The sequence below is a fragment of the Alteromonas gracilis genome (assembly GCF_043642145.1).
Taxonomy (GTDB): Bacteria; Pseudomonadota; Gammaproteobacteria; order Enterobacterales; family Alteromonadaceae; genus Alteromonas; species Alteromonas gracilis_B.
The window spans coordinates 565,097-580,952 of record NZ_JBHZRZ010000001.1 but is presented as its reverse complement, the minus strand read 5'-3'; the positions used below and the strand labels follow the sequence as shown (position 1 = coordinate 580,952).

At 42.8% G+C, this 15,856-nt stretch carries 12 protein-coding genes; 7 read left to right on the top strand and 5 right to left on the bottom strand.

The window, feature by feature from the left end:
* Window positions 1–130: 130 nt before the first annotated feature.
* From ACHUFN_RS02455 to ACHUFN_RS02445, 3 genes are all read left to right on the top strand, one after another.
* On the top strand, window positions 131–775 hold the full coding sequence (locus ACHUFN_RS02455; protein ID WP_394220729.1) for a TetR/AcrR family transcriptional regulator: 645 nt from the start codon (window positions 131–133) through the stop codon (window positions 773–775).
* Window position 776: 1 nt separating this feature from the next.
* Window positions 777–1,703, top strand: a complete 927-nt coding sequence (gene puuE / locus ACHUFN_RS02450; protein WP_394220728.1) for an allantoinase PuuE — start codon at window positions 777–779, stop codon at window positions 1,701–1,703.
* An 89-nt stretch (window positions 1,704–1,792) separates the two neighbouring features.
* On the top strand, window positions 1,793–2,059 hold the full coding sequence (locus tag ACHUFN_RS02445) for a DUF3862 domain-containing protein (RefSeq protein WP_394220727.1): 267 nt from the start codon (window positions 1,793–1,795) through the stop codon (window positions 2,057–2,059).
* 102 nt (window positions 2,060–2,161) lie between these two features.
* Here ACHUFN_RS02445 and ACHUFN_RS02440 read toward each other — a convergent pair whose 3' ends face one another.
* Complete coding sequence (locus ACHUFN_RS02440; protein WP_394220726.1) at window positions 2,162–3,493, bottom strand: NCS2 family permease; 1,332 nt, start codon at window positions 3,491–3,493, stop codon at window positions 2,162–2,164.
* Window positions 3,494–3,812: 319 nt separating this feature from the next.
* On the opposite strand from ACHUFN_RS02440, the gene ACHUFN_RS02435 reads away from it, so the two are divergent.
* Window positions 3,813–4,826, top strand: a complete 1,014-nt coding sequence (locus tag ACHUFN_RS02435; RefSeq protein WP_394220725.1) for an adenosine deaminase — start codon at window positions 3,813–3,815, stop codon at window positions 4,824–4,826.
* Between the two features lie 80 nt (window positions 4,827–4,906).
* On the opposite strand, the gene ACHUFN_RS02430 is transcribed toward ACHUFN_RS02435, so the two are convergent.
* Window positions 4,907–5,269 (bottom strand): Hpt domain-containing protein, encoded by a 363-nt coding sequence (locus tag ACHUFN_RS02430; protein WP_394220724.1) that lies wholly within the window; start codon window positions 5,267–5,269, stop codon window positions 4,907–4,909.
* A 220-nt stretch (window positions 5,270–5,489) separates the two neighbouring features.
* On the opposite strand from ACHUFN_RS02430, the gene ACHUFN_RS02425 reads away from it, so the two are divergent.
* The 3 genes from ACHUFN_RS02425 to ACHUFN_RS02415 all read left to right on the top strand — a co-directional run bounded on the left by ACHUFN_RS02425 (window position 5,490) and on the right by ACHUFN_RS02415 (window position 10,880).
* Window positions 5,490–7,595 carry a two-component system response regulator gene (locus ACHUFN_RS02425; protein ID WP_394220723.1) on the top strand — a complete coding sequence of 702 codons (2,106 nt, stop codon included), beginning with the start codon at window positions 5,490–5,492 and terminating at the stop codon, window positions 7,593–7,595.
* A gap of 224 nt (window positions 7,596–7,819) precedes the next feature.
* The gene (locus ACHUFN_RS02420; protein WP_394220722.1) at window positions 7,820–8,740 is read left to right on the top strand and encodes a diguanylate cyclase; all 921 of its coding nucleotides are present in this window, start codon (window positions 7,820–7,822) and stop codon (window positions 8,738–8,740) included.
* A 136-nt stretch (window positions 8,741–8,876) separates the two neighbouring features.
* Window positions 8,877–10,880 (top strand): hybrid sensor histidine kinase/response regulator, encoded by a 2,004-nt coding sequence (locus tag ACHUFN_RS02415; RefSeq protein WP_394220721.1) that lies wholly within the window; start codon window positions 8,877–8,879, stop codon window positions 10,878–10,880.
* Between the two features lie 154 nt (window positions 10,881–11,034).
* On the opposite strand, the gene ACHUFN_RS02410 is transcribed toward ACHUFN_RS02415, so the two are convergent.
* From ACHUFN_RS02410 to ACHUFN_RS02400, 3 genes are all read right to left on the bottom strand, one after another.
* Complete coding sequence (locus tag ACHUFN_RS02410; protein WP_394220720.1) at window positions 11,035–13,425, bottom strand: TonB-dependent siderophore receptor; 2,391 nt, start codon at window positions 13,423–13,425, stop codon at window positions 11,035–11,037.
* A 242-nt stretch (window positions 13,426–13,667) separates the two neighbouring features.
* Window positions 13,668–15,128 (bottom strand): uracil-xanthine permease family protein, encoded by a 1,461-nt coding sequence (locus tag ACHUFN_RS02405; RefSeq protein WP_394220719.1) that lies wholly within the window; start codon window positions 15,126–15,128, stop codon window positions 13,668–13,670.
* 359 nt (window positions 15,129–15,487) lie between these two features.
* A complete protein-coding gene (locus ACHUFN_RS02400; protein ID WP_394220718.1) occupies window positions 15,488–15,853 on the bottom strand; it encodes an AraC family ligand binding domain-containing protein in 366 nt (121 codons plus the stop codon).
* Window positions 15,854–15,856: the final 3 nt, after the last annotated feature.

The following is a 15,856-nucleotide window of genomic DNA, read 5'->3' as shown; positions in this document are numbered from 1 at the left end:
GCTTGGGGCGTGGATGATCGATAACAACGTAGCAACGCGTCGGCAATAAATGCTAACCTATCGTTAAGGCATGCAGCATTTATTCTGCCTGTGCGCTTGCAAAGTAGATTGCAAAGGAATTTAAATAATAATGATAAAGGTAAAAAGTGCTGACGCTGGCGTTGGTGCTATGAACAGAAGAAAAATACTCCAGGCTGCTGAAAAGTGTTTTGCACAATTTGGCTTCAAAGGAACGGCAGTTCAAAAAATTGCTGATGAAGCAGGGCTTCCCAAAACTAACGTTTTGTATTATTTCAAAACCAAACAAGAGTTATACGTTGCGGTTTTGGAAGAAACCCTTTCACTGTGGAACTCGCGTTTTGACAAAGCGACGGTTGAAGACGACCCGGCAGAAGTTCTTGCTAACTATATTGCTGAAAAAATGGAAGTGTCGCGAACGCATCCTATGGCATCTAAGATTTTTGCGATGGAAATCATCAATGGTGCACAAAACTTAAGTGGCTACTTCGATGAAGAGCACGCACTTTGGATGAAAGGGCGCTTAGCTGTCATTGACGACTGGATTGCAGCTGGCAAGCTTCCCCCTGTAGAAGGCGAGTACTTACTTTACTCAATTTGGGCTAGTACGCAGCATTATGCAGATTTCTCTGCACAAATAACCCGTCTTCGCGGTAAAAAAATGACGAAATCTGACTTTGAAGATGCCACTAAACAGGTGGTTAAGCTTGTGTTAGGCGGATGCGGACTATCTGTGCCGGAAACCTTCGAGGTATAGCATGATAGAGCCAATTTATCCAAGAGATTTAGTGGGTTATGGCCAACGTGTACCCCATGCAAATTGGCCGGGTAATGCTAAAATAGCGGTCCAATTTGTATTAAACTATGAAGAAGGCGGTGAAAACTGTGTACTTCATGGCGATGAATCGTCAGAAATATTCTTATCAGAAATCATTGGTGCTCAAGCATATCAAGACCGTCATCTTAGTATGGAGTCAATATACGAATACGGAAGCCGGGCTGGTTTTTGGCGTTTACACCGCTTACTTAACAAGTACGACATTCCCGTTACTGTTTTTGGTGTCACCATGGCCTTGCAAAGGCATCCTGAGGCGGTGAAGGCCATGATTGACTCTGGTTGGGAAATTGCCAGTCACGCCATGCGCTGGGTACACTACCAAGACATGAACGAAGAACAAGAGCGCAAACAAATAGATGACGCGATTATTCTTCATGAACAGATAACGGGCTCAAAACCTGTGGGTTGGTACACAGGAAGAACAAGCCCTAACACGCTTAAGCTAATCGCAGAAAGAGATGATATTTTATATTGCGCTGACTCTTACGCCGATGATTTACCTTACTACGACTGTCACTACAGCAAACCATTATTAATGGTGCCATACACGCTAGATACCAACGATATGCGCTTTGCGACGCCACAAGGTTTTAATAGTGGTGAACAGTTTTTTACTTACTTAAAAGATGCATTCGATGTACTTTTTGAAGAGGGCGAGGAAGCCCCAAAAATGCTGTCAATCGGTCTTCACAATCGCATTATTGGCCGACCAGCTCGCATGGCAGCGTTAAAGCGTTTTATCGAATACGTAAAATCGCATGATAAAGTATGGTTAGCCACGCGAGAGCAAATCGCTCGTCATTGGTTAGACAGTCATCCAAAAGATGATAGTGACAAACCGCGTTAGTAGCGTTTACAGTAGAAACTGCAGTAAAAATTACAGGCAAGCGCACTGAGCGGACAAATACTGCCTTCGCTAAACAAAGGAACAGAACCATGAAAGCCAAATTAGCCATGATTGTATTTTTAGCACTGAATACATTAGCACTTAGTGGTTGCTCAAAATTAACCAAAGAAAACTACGACAAGCTAGAAATGGGCATGACACAAGATGAAGTAGAGGCGGTGCTGGGCTCAGCAGACAACTGCGCAAAAACAATGGGTGCAACAGCATGTACGTGGGGCAATGAAGATGCCAAACACGTTAAAATCGTATTCATGGGCAACAAAGCCGTTACCTTTTCTTACGATGGTTTACAGTAACCCTCAAAATTAACTTAAGTTAATTCTTGTAAAACGCGGTGGCTTATAAAGCCACCGCGTCACTATATTACGCGCGTATTTTAGCTGTAAACGCTGCGGTGTTTACTTTAAATCCAGTAAGTAGCGAAGTAAGAAGACAATAGCTAACGCATAGGTGAGGGGCGTCACCTCTTTAAACTTACCAGTACCTACTTTTATACCTACGTAAGTAATAAAGCCCAGCGCAATACCTTCGCTGATACTAAATGTTAGCGGCATCGCAATAAGTGCAACCGATGCTGTCGCCAACGCACCTAGATCGTCAAAGTCGACTTGTCGAATCGACTCCATCATTAAAATGCCCACCATTAAAAGTGCCGGCGTAGTTGCCATTAATGGAATAACTTTCATTAATGGCGTTAGAAAAAGTGATAATAAAAAACATACCGAGACGACAATGGCGGTAAGGCCAGTCCTTCCTCCAGCTGACACACCAGTTGCCGATTCTACATAGCTGGTTACAGGAGATGTACCTACTAGCGCACCAGCAATACTGGCAGATGCATCGGCGGTCATTGCTGAACCTATCTTGGGTAGTTTTCCGTCAGGCGTGAGCAGGTTGGCCTTGCGAGAAACACCAATTAGGGTACCAATGGTATCAAACATGTTCACGAACATAAGGGCGAATATAAGGTCCCACGTTTCGGCTAGGTGATCGATGGGATACCAAAAGTCCATGGCCATAAAAGTGTTTGATATTGATTCAGGCATACCGACAACAGCGGAAGGTGCAGCGGTTAACATGCCGTTTTCTGTCGGGATAAACGCGCCAATGAGAGTAAGCGTGATAATTGAAATTAAAATTGCACCTGTGACACGTTTCACCATTAGCACGATCGTAAAAATTATCCCCAACAGCGCCAGTAAAACGGCTGGGTTTGAAAGGTCGCCTAGCTGTACAAAAGTTGCGGGGTTATCAACCACAAGCCCCGCATTTTTCAGGCCGATAAACGCAATGAATAAACCAATGCCACATTGCACGCCAACTTTGAGGGAAGGAGGTATAGATTCGGCAATTTTGGTTCGCACACCAGTGAGTGAGAGGATTAAAAAGAGAATACCGTTCCAAAAAACAATGCCAAGAGCTGCCTCCCACGGAATTTCACGGCCTAGGCAAATGGTAAACGCAAAAAAAGCATTTAAGCCCATGCCAGGTGCAAGTGCGATAGGATAATTGGTCATCAACGCCATCATTAGTGTGCCAATGCACGCGGCTAATGCTGTCACAGTAATTAAACCCTCTACGGGCATACCACTTAACCCTAGAATACCGGGGTTCACTACAAGTATGTAGGACATGGCTGCGAACGTTGTAAGCCCTGCTATTATCTCTGTTCTTATTGTTGTTCCGTGTTCCTGAAGCTTAAAAAGCCGTTCAATTACGTTGTTGGACATCAAGAGTTCTCTATATTTTTTATTAAGTGTTTTGTGCGTTGAAGCAATAAACTGACCAATTAGTCAACTTGTTGGTGCGTTTTGTGCTAACTTACGATTAAGTACAATGATTAATCAACAACCACTGTACGACATAATGCCAGTAGCTAGGCAGCACAAAGCCAGCCAAACGGTCACTAGATAACATAGATGATGCTAAAAAAACCGCAAACAAAACCAAAATGAGTAATAGAACTCGTTTACAGATTGCTTTAAAGATAAACTGTTACGCACCAATTAAATGCCATTGCATTGTTAATGTGCAAATAAGTGAGGGGCCATGTCGCTGTCATCAATAATTCAAAACATTCCAAAGGCCGAATTGCATCTGCATATAGAAGGTAGCTTAACGCCCGAACTCATGTGGCGCCTAGCACACAAGCACAGTGTATCATTACCTTACACTAGCGTGGAAGAAATAGAAGCTGCATATAACTTTGAAGACCTACAGAGTTTCTTGGACTTATATTATGCAGGGGCAGGTGTTTTAAGAGATGAAGAGGACTTCTTCACCCTGATGTGGGAGTATTTAACTCGATGCCACAAAGACAACATTGTTCACACTGAAATTATGTTTGACCCACAAACGCATACAGAGCGAGATATTGGGTTTGACGTTTTTATGCCAGGCTTTCTAAAGGCTATGGAAAAAGCCAAAGAAGAATACGGTATTAGCAGCTATCTGATTATGTCTTTCTTACGCCATCTACCAGAAAGCGCTGCCTTCGAAACGCTTTCAGCTGCTGAGCCTTATTATCAGTATATCACTGCGGTAGGGTTAGATAGCTCAGAACTAGGGCATCCACCGTCTAAATTTGAAAGAGTATTCAAAAAAGCCAAGTCACTTGGTTTTAAAATTGTGGCTCATGCAGGGGAAGAAGGGCCTGCATCTTACATTTGGGAAGCAATCGAGCTGCTTGACGTAGACCGAATTGATCACGGCGTAAGATGCCAAGAAGACCAGGCCTTAATGGCGCATCTAAAAGAAAAGCAAATCCCACTTACGGTTTGTCCGCTGAGCAACGTAAAGTTGTGTGTGATTGATGATATGCAAGATCACAACATTATTGACCTTCTGAACGCGGGTTTATTAGTCACGGTCAACTCGGACGATCCTACCTATTTTGGCGGCTTTTTGAATGACAACTTTGAGGCTCTGCAGGCATCATTGCATATCGACGAGAATACAATTCGTTTGTTGGCGGCAAATAGTTTTAAAGCCAGCTTTTTACCTGAAGAAGTCAAGCAAGCGTTTATCGAACGTGTATACGAACTGAAAGGCGATGCCAGTTAAGGCCTTTGGTGACGTCAAAACATTGGAGCTCGTTTAGAAAACTTTAAAGGCAGTGAAACAGTAAACCATCTGCGCGAGAACTAATACCGCATGACCGAGATGGTTTGATTAATGATGTCGTCTAGTGCTCTGATATCACCGTTTATTTGGCTTAAGTCCCCCTGCTTTGCCTGAGCCTCAATTGCACAGGCCCTTTCCCTTATTGCATCTGCGCCTACGTCTCCAGATACCCCTTTCATAGCATGGCTGTTAAACCGCACGGCTTCAGCGTCTTGTCTATCAGCTGCGTCCTTCAATGAAAGCTGTTTTTGTTCAATTTGCGATAAAAACATATCGACAATGCGATTGAGCAGTCCTTCGTTCCCCGCTAATCTGCTTATGGCAGCGTCTCGGTTCCAAAGCTGTTCTTTTGTATAAGTATTGTTAGGGTTTTTAGCATCCATTACTTTCACCAGAGTTCATTGTCATTTAGGTATAGCGTTACTTAAATAAAGCGGTACTTACGCATGGTTTAACCATTACTATGGTTGATTAAATACATGGAAGTCAAATGCTTAGCTTGATTTTTGTTCATACTTTCTAAACTTATACTAAAGGATAATGTTTTTTTTTAAAGCTACAGCAATACTTAATTTGTTATTTTTACACAGTGTGGTATTTCTCATGGAAAATGAGACACAAAAAGTAGTCATCATTGATGATGAGCCAACAACACTTTTATTATTAGAAAGTGCAATAGAGCCTTTGGCAGAAGTTGTGGCTGTTACGCGAAGTTTGGATGCGTTTTCGGTAATAAAAGCACAACAACCAGATTTGGTCATCCTAGACATCAGCATGCCGGAACTGAGCGGTTTTGACGTGTGCAAACAACTTAAATCAAGCTCAGAAACTTCAGCAATTCCCGTCATCTTCATTACATCCCATAGTGACTCAGATAACGAGCACATCGCGTTATCTTTAGGTGCCATCGATTTTATATCGAAACCCATTGACATTGAGTTGTGTCGAATGAGAGCGAGAAATCACCTTACGATTCAGCATCAAAAGTCTATGCTCGCGCGTGTGAACTTTGAATTGGAAGCGGAAAAAAAGCACCTTGCAATTACGTTGAACTCTATCGCTGATGGCGTTATTTCAATAAATGCTGCTGGTGAGGTGACATTTATTAACCCTGTTGCGCAAAGGCTTACAGGGTTTAATGAAGCTGAAGCGATAGGAACGCCAATTGATGAAGTGATGAACTTGCGTGATGCATCGACTAACGCGCGCCTTTTAAACCCTGCACTTTACGCACTAGAAGTGATGAGACCTGTGGCGATGTCGTTTAACGCGACTTTAGTCAGTAAACACAATCAAGTATTTAGAGTGGAAGATAGTGCTTCGCCAATTCTAGATGAAAATGGCCGGTTGTCTGGCGCGGTAATGGTCTTCCAAGATGTGTCTGAGGCGATTGAAATGGCGGTTAAAATGACGCATTTGACCAATCATGATCAGCTCACTGGTTTGCCAAATCGAGTTTTACTTCACGACCGGCTGGTCAATGCTATTTCGGGCAGTTTTAGCAATAAACAAAGTATCGCATTGTTATTAATTGATATTGATAATTTCAAATATTTAAACGACAGTCTTGGTCACCAGGTGGGTGATTACGTTATAGCAACAACAGCAAAACGTCTTACAAGTGTTCTGGGTACGAATGCCACACTGGCCCGTGTTGGGGGAGACGAGTTTGCTTGTTTATTGCCAGACATTGGTTCAGGCTACAGTGCCGATAGCATAGCCATGGCTTGTTTGCGGGCGGGCAGAGAGCCCATTGAAATTGACGGCACTCCTCACCAGCTTAGTTTCAGTATTGGGATTAGCCTTTATCCTCAAGACGCCGTCAACGCAGAAGAAATGATGCGCCATGCCGACTCTGCTATGTACCGCTCAAAATCCAAAGGGAAAGACACATTTAGTTTCTTTTCAAAAGACTTACAGCATGCCATGCATCACCGTGTAGAAATGGAAATAAAGCTAAGGCAAGCGATAGAAAACAATACATTAGCCATTTACCTACAGCCGAAGTACGATTTTGAAAAAAGAATGGTTATGAGTGCTGAGAGCCTAGTAAGGCTGTTTGATGAAAATGGCAAAGTGATTGGGCCTGACGAGTTTATTCCTCTTGCTGAAGAGACAGGGTTAATACATCAACTTGGAAAACAGGTTTTGCAAAAAAGCTGCGAATTTGTTGCTCAGTGCAATAAGCAAGGGCAAACCTTTAAAATTGCTGTCAATGTGGCAGCCAAGCAGCTTTCAAACCCTGGGTTTGCATATGAAGTCGAGGATATAATTAAGGAAGCGGGTATTGACGCCTCATCAATAGAGCTTGAAGTGACAGAATCAGCTCTTATGCATGACTTCGAGCAAACTAGAGACATCTTGTATGCGTTAACTGATTTGGGCGTTACTATTGCCCTTGATGATTTTGGAACAGGCTACTCTAGTTTATCATATTTGCGCCAGTTTCCGCTTAACGTGCTTAAGATAGATCGCTCATTTGTCATTGATATGGATAAAGAACAGCAAGCACATGACATTGTAACCGCTATTGTTAACATGGCCCTTAGCCTCGAGCTGTCAATCGTAGCAGAGGGTATAGAAACTCAGGCACATTTTAGCGCTCTCAAAGACTTAGGTTGTCATCTTGGGCAAGGGTATTTTATGTGTCGACCTATAATGATGAGCGACTTCTTCACTAAATTCATAAGCGATACTGAGGTGGCGTAGTGCCACCTCTCGATGACCTATCCCGCTTTCCGCATTTCCGCCTTTATAACTATGTATATATTCCCATACCTTTTTTAAAAGCAGAGCATGGACTTTTCTCCACATTTGGTAAACTTTAGCTGGTAGACTGAACAAGTCATTGTTATTGTTTTGATATTGCTAAAACATTAATTCCAGTTAATCTAATTGCGCTGCCTTGTTGTAGTAGGCAAATGAAGTACCTAATGGATCAAAAAGAAATAAAGCCGTTTAACAAGTGCAACGTATTAATTGTTGACGACGAGCCAATGAGTAGATTGTTGTTAGAGTCGATTCTCGACCCCGTCTTTCAATGCTCTACCGCACATTCAGGCAAAGAAGCCATAGCTGGTTGTGCTGAAAAATTACCTGATTTAGTACTGCTAGATATGAACATGCCAGACATCAATGGTTTAGAAGTGTGTCAGGCCTTAAAATCTTCCCCCGACACTCAGCATATCCCCGTTGTATTTGTAACATCCACTCTGGACATCAAGAGTGAGAATGCGTGTTGGGAAGTAGGGGCTTCCGATTTTGTGATGAAACCCGTGAATGCTTCGACTTTGACGCACCGGGTTAAAACCCACCTTCAAAACAAGCTGCGTACTGAGTTTCTTGAAATGATGACGTTTCACGATCAACTTACAGGCTTGTATAACCGCATGTATCTGACCAAAGAAATACCATTGTTAATTCGGCAGATTGCTAGAGATAAAGGTACTGTCGGAGCGATTATGATCGATATCGACTATTTCAAACTATTTAATGATACCTATGGGCATCTTGACGGAGACACGTGTCTACAAACGGTTGCACAAATCGTATCAAATACGGTTAAGCGCCCAAAAGACGCGGTTATTCGTTTTGGGGGGGAAGAATTTTTAGTAATTCTGCCCTTCAGCGATAAACAAGGAACGAAGCTTGTTGCTAATCAGTTGGTTGATGCTGTATCTACTGCCAAAATTCCGCATAGCAAAGGCATTGATGGGAGCGTTTCTATTAGCGCAGGGTTCGCAGCATGGGATGCGGCAGAGGTGGTTGAAAAAAATGTTGCTGCAATGATTGAGGACGCTGATGTCTCCCTTTTCAAAGCGAAAGAGCAAGGACGAAACCAAGCTTGGGGCTAGCGCTTTGACGTGAGAATGTTCAAACTTAGGTAAACAAATCCTATCCTATTGTTTAATTTTCTGAGTACAATTCTCGCGCTATTATTTATCTAAACACGTCGTTTCTCTTGTAGATATTTCGCTTTGGCAGCAAACCATGCTTTATTTTGACGAACATTCAAATTTGAACGTAAAACTGGAAAATCAGTTTAAAAAATCGCTGACAAGTTTGGTTCAGCGAGGGTGTGACTCGCTTGGTGTTTTTCAAGGTTTGCTCGTTCAAGTGGACGGTGAAGCGGTGCATACGCTTGTTAAAGCATCGCCTGCCCACCTACCAAGTTTCAAATCTGTGCCCTTACATTCGCCGTCTGATTCAATCGAAAAGAATTTCCCTGAAAACAGCACAATATGTTCCTCACGCTTTAAACAGTGGTTTAGTACTTATTTTAGTGCTGAAAAATACATTCGTGGTCGGTTCCATAATCTAGACGAAAAGCAAGTGTGTTTAGTCTTTTTCAATGCTTGTCCTGACCAGCCCAACAATATGAACAAACTTGCTTTAATCGACGATTGGTTGAATGTGCTGCTTGAGAAGTTTCATATTGAAAAAGCAGAAAGCAAACAAAAAGCCCTTTATGAAAAGCTCCAAAGTGTCGCTAATGTAGGCACCTGGGAGGTCGATTTAACCAACAATGCGCTGATGTGGTCATCGCAAACGCGTTTAATTCACGAAGTGGCTGACGATTTCATTCCAACACTTGATACGGCGATTAACTTTTACAAAGAAGGCTTTGACCGAAACGAAATAAATCGCATTGTTTCAAACTCAATGGAAACAGGAGAGCCCTGGAGCGCAACACTTGAGCTTGTGTCAGCAAAGGGCAATTCGGTATGGATTGAAACCCATGGCATGGCAGAAATGAAGCACGGTAAGTGTGTGCGCTTATTCGGAACCCTTCAAAACGTAAACAACTCGGTTCAGCTGAGGCTGGAGTTAGAAGAGCGTAGAAGAGAGGCCGAGGAGTCATCAAAAGAACGTGGAATGTTGCTTTCGCGAATTAGTCATGAATTGAAAACTCCGCTAAACGGCATAACTGGCATGCTTCAAGCCATTAAATTTGAAACCAAAGATAATGTCCGCATTCGCAAAGCAGATTTAGCGCTTCACAGTGCCGACCGCTTATTAGCTCTTATCAACGACGTACTCGACTATACCTCTATTATAAATAGCGAGTTTTCCCTTAATTTCGGTGACTTCTGTATTCGCTCACTGATTGAAGATATTGTGGATGTATTCAAAACAAAGTGCGCTGAAAAAGGCGTAAGGCTGTATGCAGTCCTGTCTTTCGATGAGCAAACCAATGTTAATGGCGACGCGGCTAGAATTAGCCAAGTAATAACACACTTGTTATCGAACGCCGTAAAGTTTACCTCCAAAGGCTATATATCAGTTCAAGTCACACTTAAACAGCAAGGTGAAATTCCAGTGTTACTCGCTTCCATTGAAGACACTGGTACAGGGATGAGTAATGACATTTTATCTCGCATTTTTAGTCCTTTTCAGAACGAAACGGAATGTGCTTCAGAAGAATTAAATGGTAATGGCTTAGGCCTTTCCATCGTTAATCAACTTGTGGACAAGATGAGCGGTGAGTTAGAAGTGCGCTCAACGTTAGGCAAAGGCAGCTGCTTCGACCTTGCTATTCCGGTTAAAATGTCAGTACTAGAAAAAGGGGGGCAGACAGATATTGAGTTATCACCAGAACTATTGGATTTACCCTTAAATATTCTGGTTGTTGATGACAATGATATAAATCGCTTGGTTCTGGCATCAATGCTGGAAAAGTTTAACTATGTTCCCGATGAAGCGGAAAATGGTGAAATTGCGGTACAAATGGCACGCACCAAAAAATACGACGTGATTTTTATGGATTGTGCGATGCCTGTGTTAGATGGCGTTAACGCAACAAAGGCTATTCTTCAAGAAAACCTTTTGCCCCCAAATGGTCGGATAATTGCGGTGACTGCAAATACAACGCCAGAAGACAAATCTAAGTGCAGTGATGCGGGCATGGTCGACTTTTTGTCTAAGCCCATCGTTCAAAACGATGTTTCGTTGCAAGTAAGATACGCATTGAATACCAAGTTGGTTACAGCCTAGAGTAAATTGCGCTTACTCAGTTAATCTTTATGAATGATTATTTAAAAATAGCCCAACGCGTAAGCGCTGGGCTGTTTATTAGAAAGTCTCGATATCACTTTATATAGACGCTGCCGCTAGGTTATCAACGGCAGTGTCATCAGTTTTAGTGACCTTAGAATGCGTAAGTGAACTTAGCATTCCAATGACGCGGTAACTCTGGAAGTACAATTTGACTGCCGAACAAGTCAGGGAAGTTTGCGCGGAAATAGCGTTCATCAGTTAAGTTCTTAACCGTTAAGTTTAGCGACCAGTTTTCAGCTTGATAAGATAAACCTGCATTCACTAGCGTATATGAAGGCAGCGTTACTGCACCTGAGAAACCAGACGCCACTTCATCGGCATTAACAACGCTTACACTCGCTGCGTATCCATTTAAGAAGTCATAGGTAGCGGTAAGGCCGTATGTATTTTCAGGAATACCAGCTTTGATAGCTGACGCGTTGCCATATGCGGTGTTACCGTTAGGTGTACCACCGAAGAACACTGATGGGTCATCGACGTTTACTAAATCTTCAGCGCCAAAGAAACCAAACTGGAAGCCACCGCCATCTAGAACGGTTAGATTGGTTACTTCAATGTTCGTATATACCGCAGTTAAAACAAGCTGCTCATTCACAACCCATCTTAGCTCAAATTCAGTTCCCTCATTCAATGTGGTGTTATTTGTTACTGTGGCCTGAGCATTAATGTCGGTGCGCTCTTGCTCGTAGATTGAAAGCGCAACGTATAAGCTGTCGTCCAAGAAAGAGCCTTTTACACCATATTCAAATAGTTCAGAGGTATCAAAGTAACCGCCAGGAATACCCTCAACGTCAATATTTGCTCCTTGGCCAGCTACAATTGTTGCTTGCTCAGCGACGGTAATATAAGGAATTAAACCAAGCTCAGATTTGTATGAAATACTGGCATTCCAAGAAATACCATCTTCTGTATCTTCGGCGCTGACATCTTCATCGCCACCGAATAAGGTGATACCACCAGGAGTAGTGCTTTCAACATCAATTGAGTCATACCGAACCCCTAATACAATGTTCAACCCGTTTTCCCATGTAAGGTCTGTCATTGCTGCAAGGCCCAAATTCAGATAATTCCCCACATCGTAATTTGAGTAACCAAAACCCGCTCTAGTTGCCAGTAGTCGTCTATCCAGCGCTGTTGATGGCCCGGTTAAATCACGACGGTCAAAATATTCGTTAATAAAGTCGTCGCCACTTTCAAAATCTGTATATCGGATTGATGGGGAGACTTGGAATTGCGCAAACAAGCTATTAGTTTCATATTCAGTGGCGAAGACTAACTTGTCTTCGATAACGTAGGCGTCGTGAAATTGAGAAAAACCGTAGGCGTTTTCATTTAAGTTTTCATAACTTTCATAGAAGAACTGGTTTTTGATTTCCCATGCGTCAGCGTAGTAAATCATATCGAAATATAGCGTGGTAACTTCGTTTTCTAATACATCATCAGCGGCAATAAGTGTTTGATCGCGTCCAAGTTTAGCCGTCCCCACGTTTACAAGGGCCATGTCCTCACTAAAACTAGAGCCGTCTTCAGTAAGTGGGTCAGTCACTTCGGTAAATAAGCTTGCAGCAAAGTATTCAAAGTGACTAATGCTTCCATCGCCATCGGCATCAAGCGGTTTGGCATCACCCGTTATATAGGTGCCGTTATCAATAAGATCTTGTGTAACACGGTTCCAGCCAGCATTCTGGTTACCATCATATTTATGGTACATGCCACCAAACTCAATGCTGAGGTTATCAGTGAGGTCCATGTCAAATGCTGCCTGAACCACGGTCTGATCAGTTTCGCTATTGCGATAAAATGAGTCTGAGTTTTCTAATTCAGCGTAAATGTAATAACCAAGATCTTTTCCAACAACTTTACTAGGTCCGCCAACCTCTGCTGTAAGGACATTTCGATCCCAAGAGCCAGTGGTATAAGAGAATTGGCCTGTTGGGCTGTCTAAATATTGACCTCTGCCAACTTTTGCTGACTTAGGATTGAAGTTAAGATAACCACCGATTTTTGCAGGGCCATAAATAGGAGATGCTGGTCCTCGCACAATATCAACACTACTAGATGCACCAATAGGCGTCGGGTAGTTTCCAGGGTTATCTAAGCGTCTGACACCACGAAAGTATACTTCGCCCGGCGTACCGCGCACATCCAAAGAGCCCGCAACACCAAAAAACGACTGCGTAAATGTACCCGGCGCGAACGCTACAAGTTCATCGATATCAGATACGTTGAAACGCTCCATCTGTTCTTGAGAAATAGTCGATGCTGAGCGCGGCGTTTCAAGTATGGATTTGCCAAAGCCAAATACAGACTCAACGTCTTGGCCTGGAAGACTCCCTAGCGATCCTGTCACCTGAATCTTCTCTACTTCTCGTTCCTTCACTTCTGTCTCTTCTTGAGCAAAGGCTTGCGAAGATAGAGCGACCGCAGTGGCCATCGCGAAAGCTTTTGCTAGAGGAGATAATTTGAATGTAGTGTTTTTCATGGTTTCCTCATTGTTTTTATTGCCCTTTTTTTGGGCTTTATGTACGCAATATTTCTAGTACGCTGTGTTTTCTGCAAGAGAGTTAGCAGGATAGGTGCCAATTACTTGCCCAGTTGGTCAACTTTTAACCTGCTCTTAAGTTGCTGAATTATATGGATAAAAAAATATAATGTTGTTCTTATATTGTTATTTTTATGTAAATGATAAAAAGTGCACTATCGAGTGCACTCAAACGGTGATTATTAGCGGTTTCTTGCACTAAAAAGAAAAGGAGCAACCTGTTTGTTTTGGAGGCTTGGTAATCCAGGGGTTAATGGCTTGCTGAACGCAATATACTGACAAGGTTTCAAAGGTTTACTTGCTCGAGTTGAGATTTTTTGATCAGGTAAGAACAAGTCAAGAACTACCGCGGTAATACCAGCAGATGTTACGGGTGAAAGTAAGATATTTTCAAGCCATTGAGGCAGTTTGGCGAGTGCTTCTGGTACCATCATCACACCAATCGCCATACCTAATGCACAGGCGGTAACAAGACTGCTTCGTCTATCTAGCGCGTATGTGGCAAGCAGCTTTAAGCCGCCCACGGCGACCATCGCAAACATTACTAGCGTAGCACCGCCTAATACGGGTTTTGGAATAGCTTGAAGTACACCGCCTACAATAGGGAAGCTACCAATAAAAACAAATAAACCAGCCACAAACAGGCCGACTTTTCGACTGGCAATGCCCGTTAGTTGAATAACGCCGTTGTTCTGACCAAACGTGGTGTTTGGGAACGTGTTTAGCATACCGGCAAGTAAAGAATTAACGCCGTCTCCTAAAATACCGCCTTTTACTCTTGATAAATAAACTGGGCCATCTACTGGTTGTTTGCAGAAAAGGCTGTTTGCCGTTAAATCTCCAGCGGTTTCTATTGCGCTAAATAGATAGATAAGAGCGATAGGTAGAAATAATTGCATATCGAACGCAATACCGAATGCAAATGGAGTGGGGACAGCTATTAAGGGTAAAGAAGCGAGGTTTCCAAAATCAAGGCCATGAGTGAGCCAAATATAAATAGTACCTATGGCCATTCCGACAAAAATCGCACTCAAACGAAGCCAAGCGTTGTTAGACGCATTCAAAAAAACAATAATGAGTAATACACCAAGGCCAACACTTAAGTTGTCGGTGCTGGCAAAGTCAGGGGCGTGAAAGCCTCCGGCGAGGTCGGTCATGCCTACGTTAATTAAACTAAGGCCAATAGCGGTAATCACAATGCCGGTAGTAAGCGGCGTAATTATGCGTTTAAGTTTGTTCACAAAAAAGCTAAACACAATCTCAACGGTAGCACCTGCCATAGTAAGGCCGAACAACAGTGCCAAGACATCTTCAGGTGTCCCTCCATTTGCTTTTACCTTGCTTCCGGCCAATATCAATGCGCTAATGAACGCAAAACTAGTGCCTTGAATTGCCACTAAGCCACTGCCTATTGGACCAATGCGTTTAGTTTGAATTGCTGTTCCAAGGCCGCTTACCAACAAGGCCATGCTGATAAGATAAGGTGTAAACTCTGTAAGACCCAATGATGATGTCACAATGAGCGTGGGCGTGATCACCCCAACAAAGCTTGCCAGTAAGTGCTGGAATGCGGCGGTAAGCGAAGGAAGAAACGCTGGCTCATCGTGTAAATCGTATAGTAAGTCGCTGTGATCAGAAGACATGTTTCTTTCCTTTTTTATTCATGCTGGCAGCGGAGTCGAGTTCACAGACGAATGCACAAGAATGTTCGCTGAACCTAACATTTAAATAAAAACGTAATAAGGAAAGAGGTAGGGGGAAGTAGACTCGTTCGACAAATAGCATAAGCAGTATTAATTAGGCTGAAAGCGTTCTTGACTGCAAGTTGTTGACCAACTGGTCTATCTCGGTGTGATTTTGTAAGTATTTGTATTTATAGTAATTAGCTTTGCGTTTTGGGTTGAAATATATGCGAGTGAAGAACTAAAAGCGCTTTTTTGGTGCTAAATCAAAAAAATGCGCTAAATTAGCGCATTTTTAAATTAAGTATAAAAAGCTAAGCCTACAAGGAAACGCCGTCGTCTAACGTCACAAAAATTGAATGACGTACTTCATTGTACATCGCTCTTGAGCAATGGCCTTCACCTTCTGTATCTTCTAACAGCAAAACGTCGCCAGCACCAAATACGTGTCGTTCACCGTTAGACACCGTAAACTCCGCTCGGCCTTTAATAATGAAAAGAAGTTGTCGTGCAGGGGCAGGGTGCCATTTAAAGTCGTAATCCGCTGGCGTTTCTCGAAAGATAATTTTATCTGCACCGAATTTTTCTGAAAGCATGCCAATTGGGCCGCCGTCTTTTAATGCAATATCAACTTCACCAAAGTGGCTTTTACCCGCTGCATCGTTGTAAATCCGTTTTATTTTCATTAT

Bases quoted from the DNA above. Each gene is read 5' to 3' on its own strand.
- ACHUFN_RS02455 (WP_394220729.1), top strand. From the start codon at position 131: ATGATAAAGGTAAAAAGTGCTGACGCTGGCGTTGGTGCTATGAACAGA.
- puuE (WP_394220728.1), top strand. From the start codon at position 777: ATGATAGAGCCAATTTATCCAAGAGATTTAGTGGGTTATGGCCAACGT.
- ACHUFN_RS02445 (WP_394220727.1), top strand. From the start codon at position 1,793: ATGAAAGCCAAATTAGCCATGATTGTATTTTTAGCACTGAATACATTA.
- ACHUFN_RS02440 (WP_394220726.1), bottom strand. From the start codon at position 3,493: ATGTCCAACAACGTAATTGAACGGCTTTTTAAGCTTCAGGAACACGGA.
- ACHUFN_RS02435 (WP_394220725.1), top strand. From the start codon at position 3,813: ATGTCGCTGTCATCAATAATTCAAAACATTCCAAAGGCCGAATTGCAT.
- ACHUFN_RS02430 (WP_394220724.1), bottom strand. From the start codon at position 5,269: ATGGATGCTAAAAACCCTAACAATACTTATACAAAAGAACAGCTTTGG.
- ACHUFN_RS02425 (WP_394220723.1), top strand. From the start codon at position 5,490: ATGGAAAATGAGACACAAAAAGTAGTCATCATTGATGATGAGCCAACA.
- ACHUFN_RS02420 (WP_394220722.1), top strand. From the start codon at position 7,820: ATGGATCAAAAAGAAATAAAGCCGTTTAACAAGTGCAACGTATTAATT.
- ACHUFN_RS02415 (WP_394220721.1), top strand. From the start codon at position 8,877: ATGCTTTATTTTGACGAACATTCAAATTTGAACGTAAAACTGGAAAAT.
- ACHUFN_RS02410 (WP_394220720.1), bottom strand. From the start codon at position 13,425: ATGAAAAACACTACATTCAAATTATCTCCTCTAGCAAAAGCTTTCGCG.
- ACHUFN_RS02405 (WP_394220719.1), bottom strand. From the start codon at position 15,128: ATGTCTTCTGATCACAGCGACTTACTATACGATTTACACGATGAGCCA.
- ACHUFN_RS02400 (WP_394220718.1), bottom strand. From the start codon at position 15,853: ATGAAAATAAAACGGATTTACAACGATGCAGCGGGTAAAAGCCACTTT.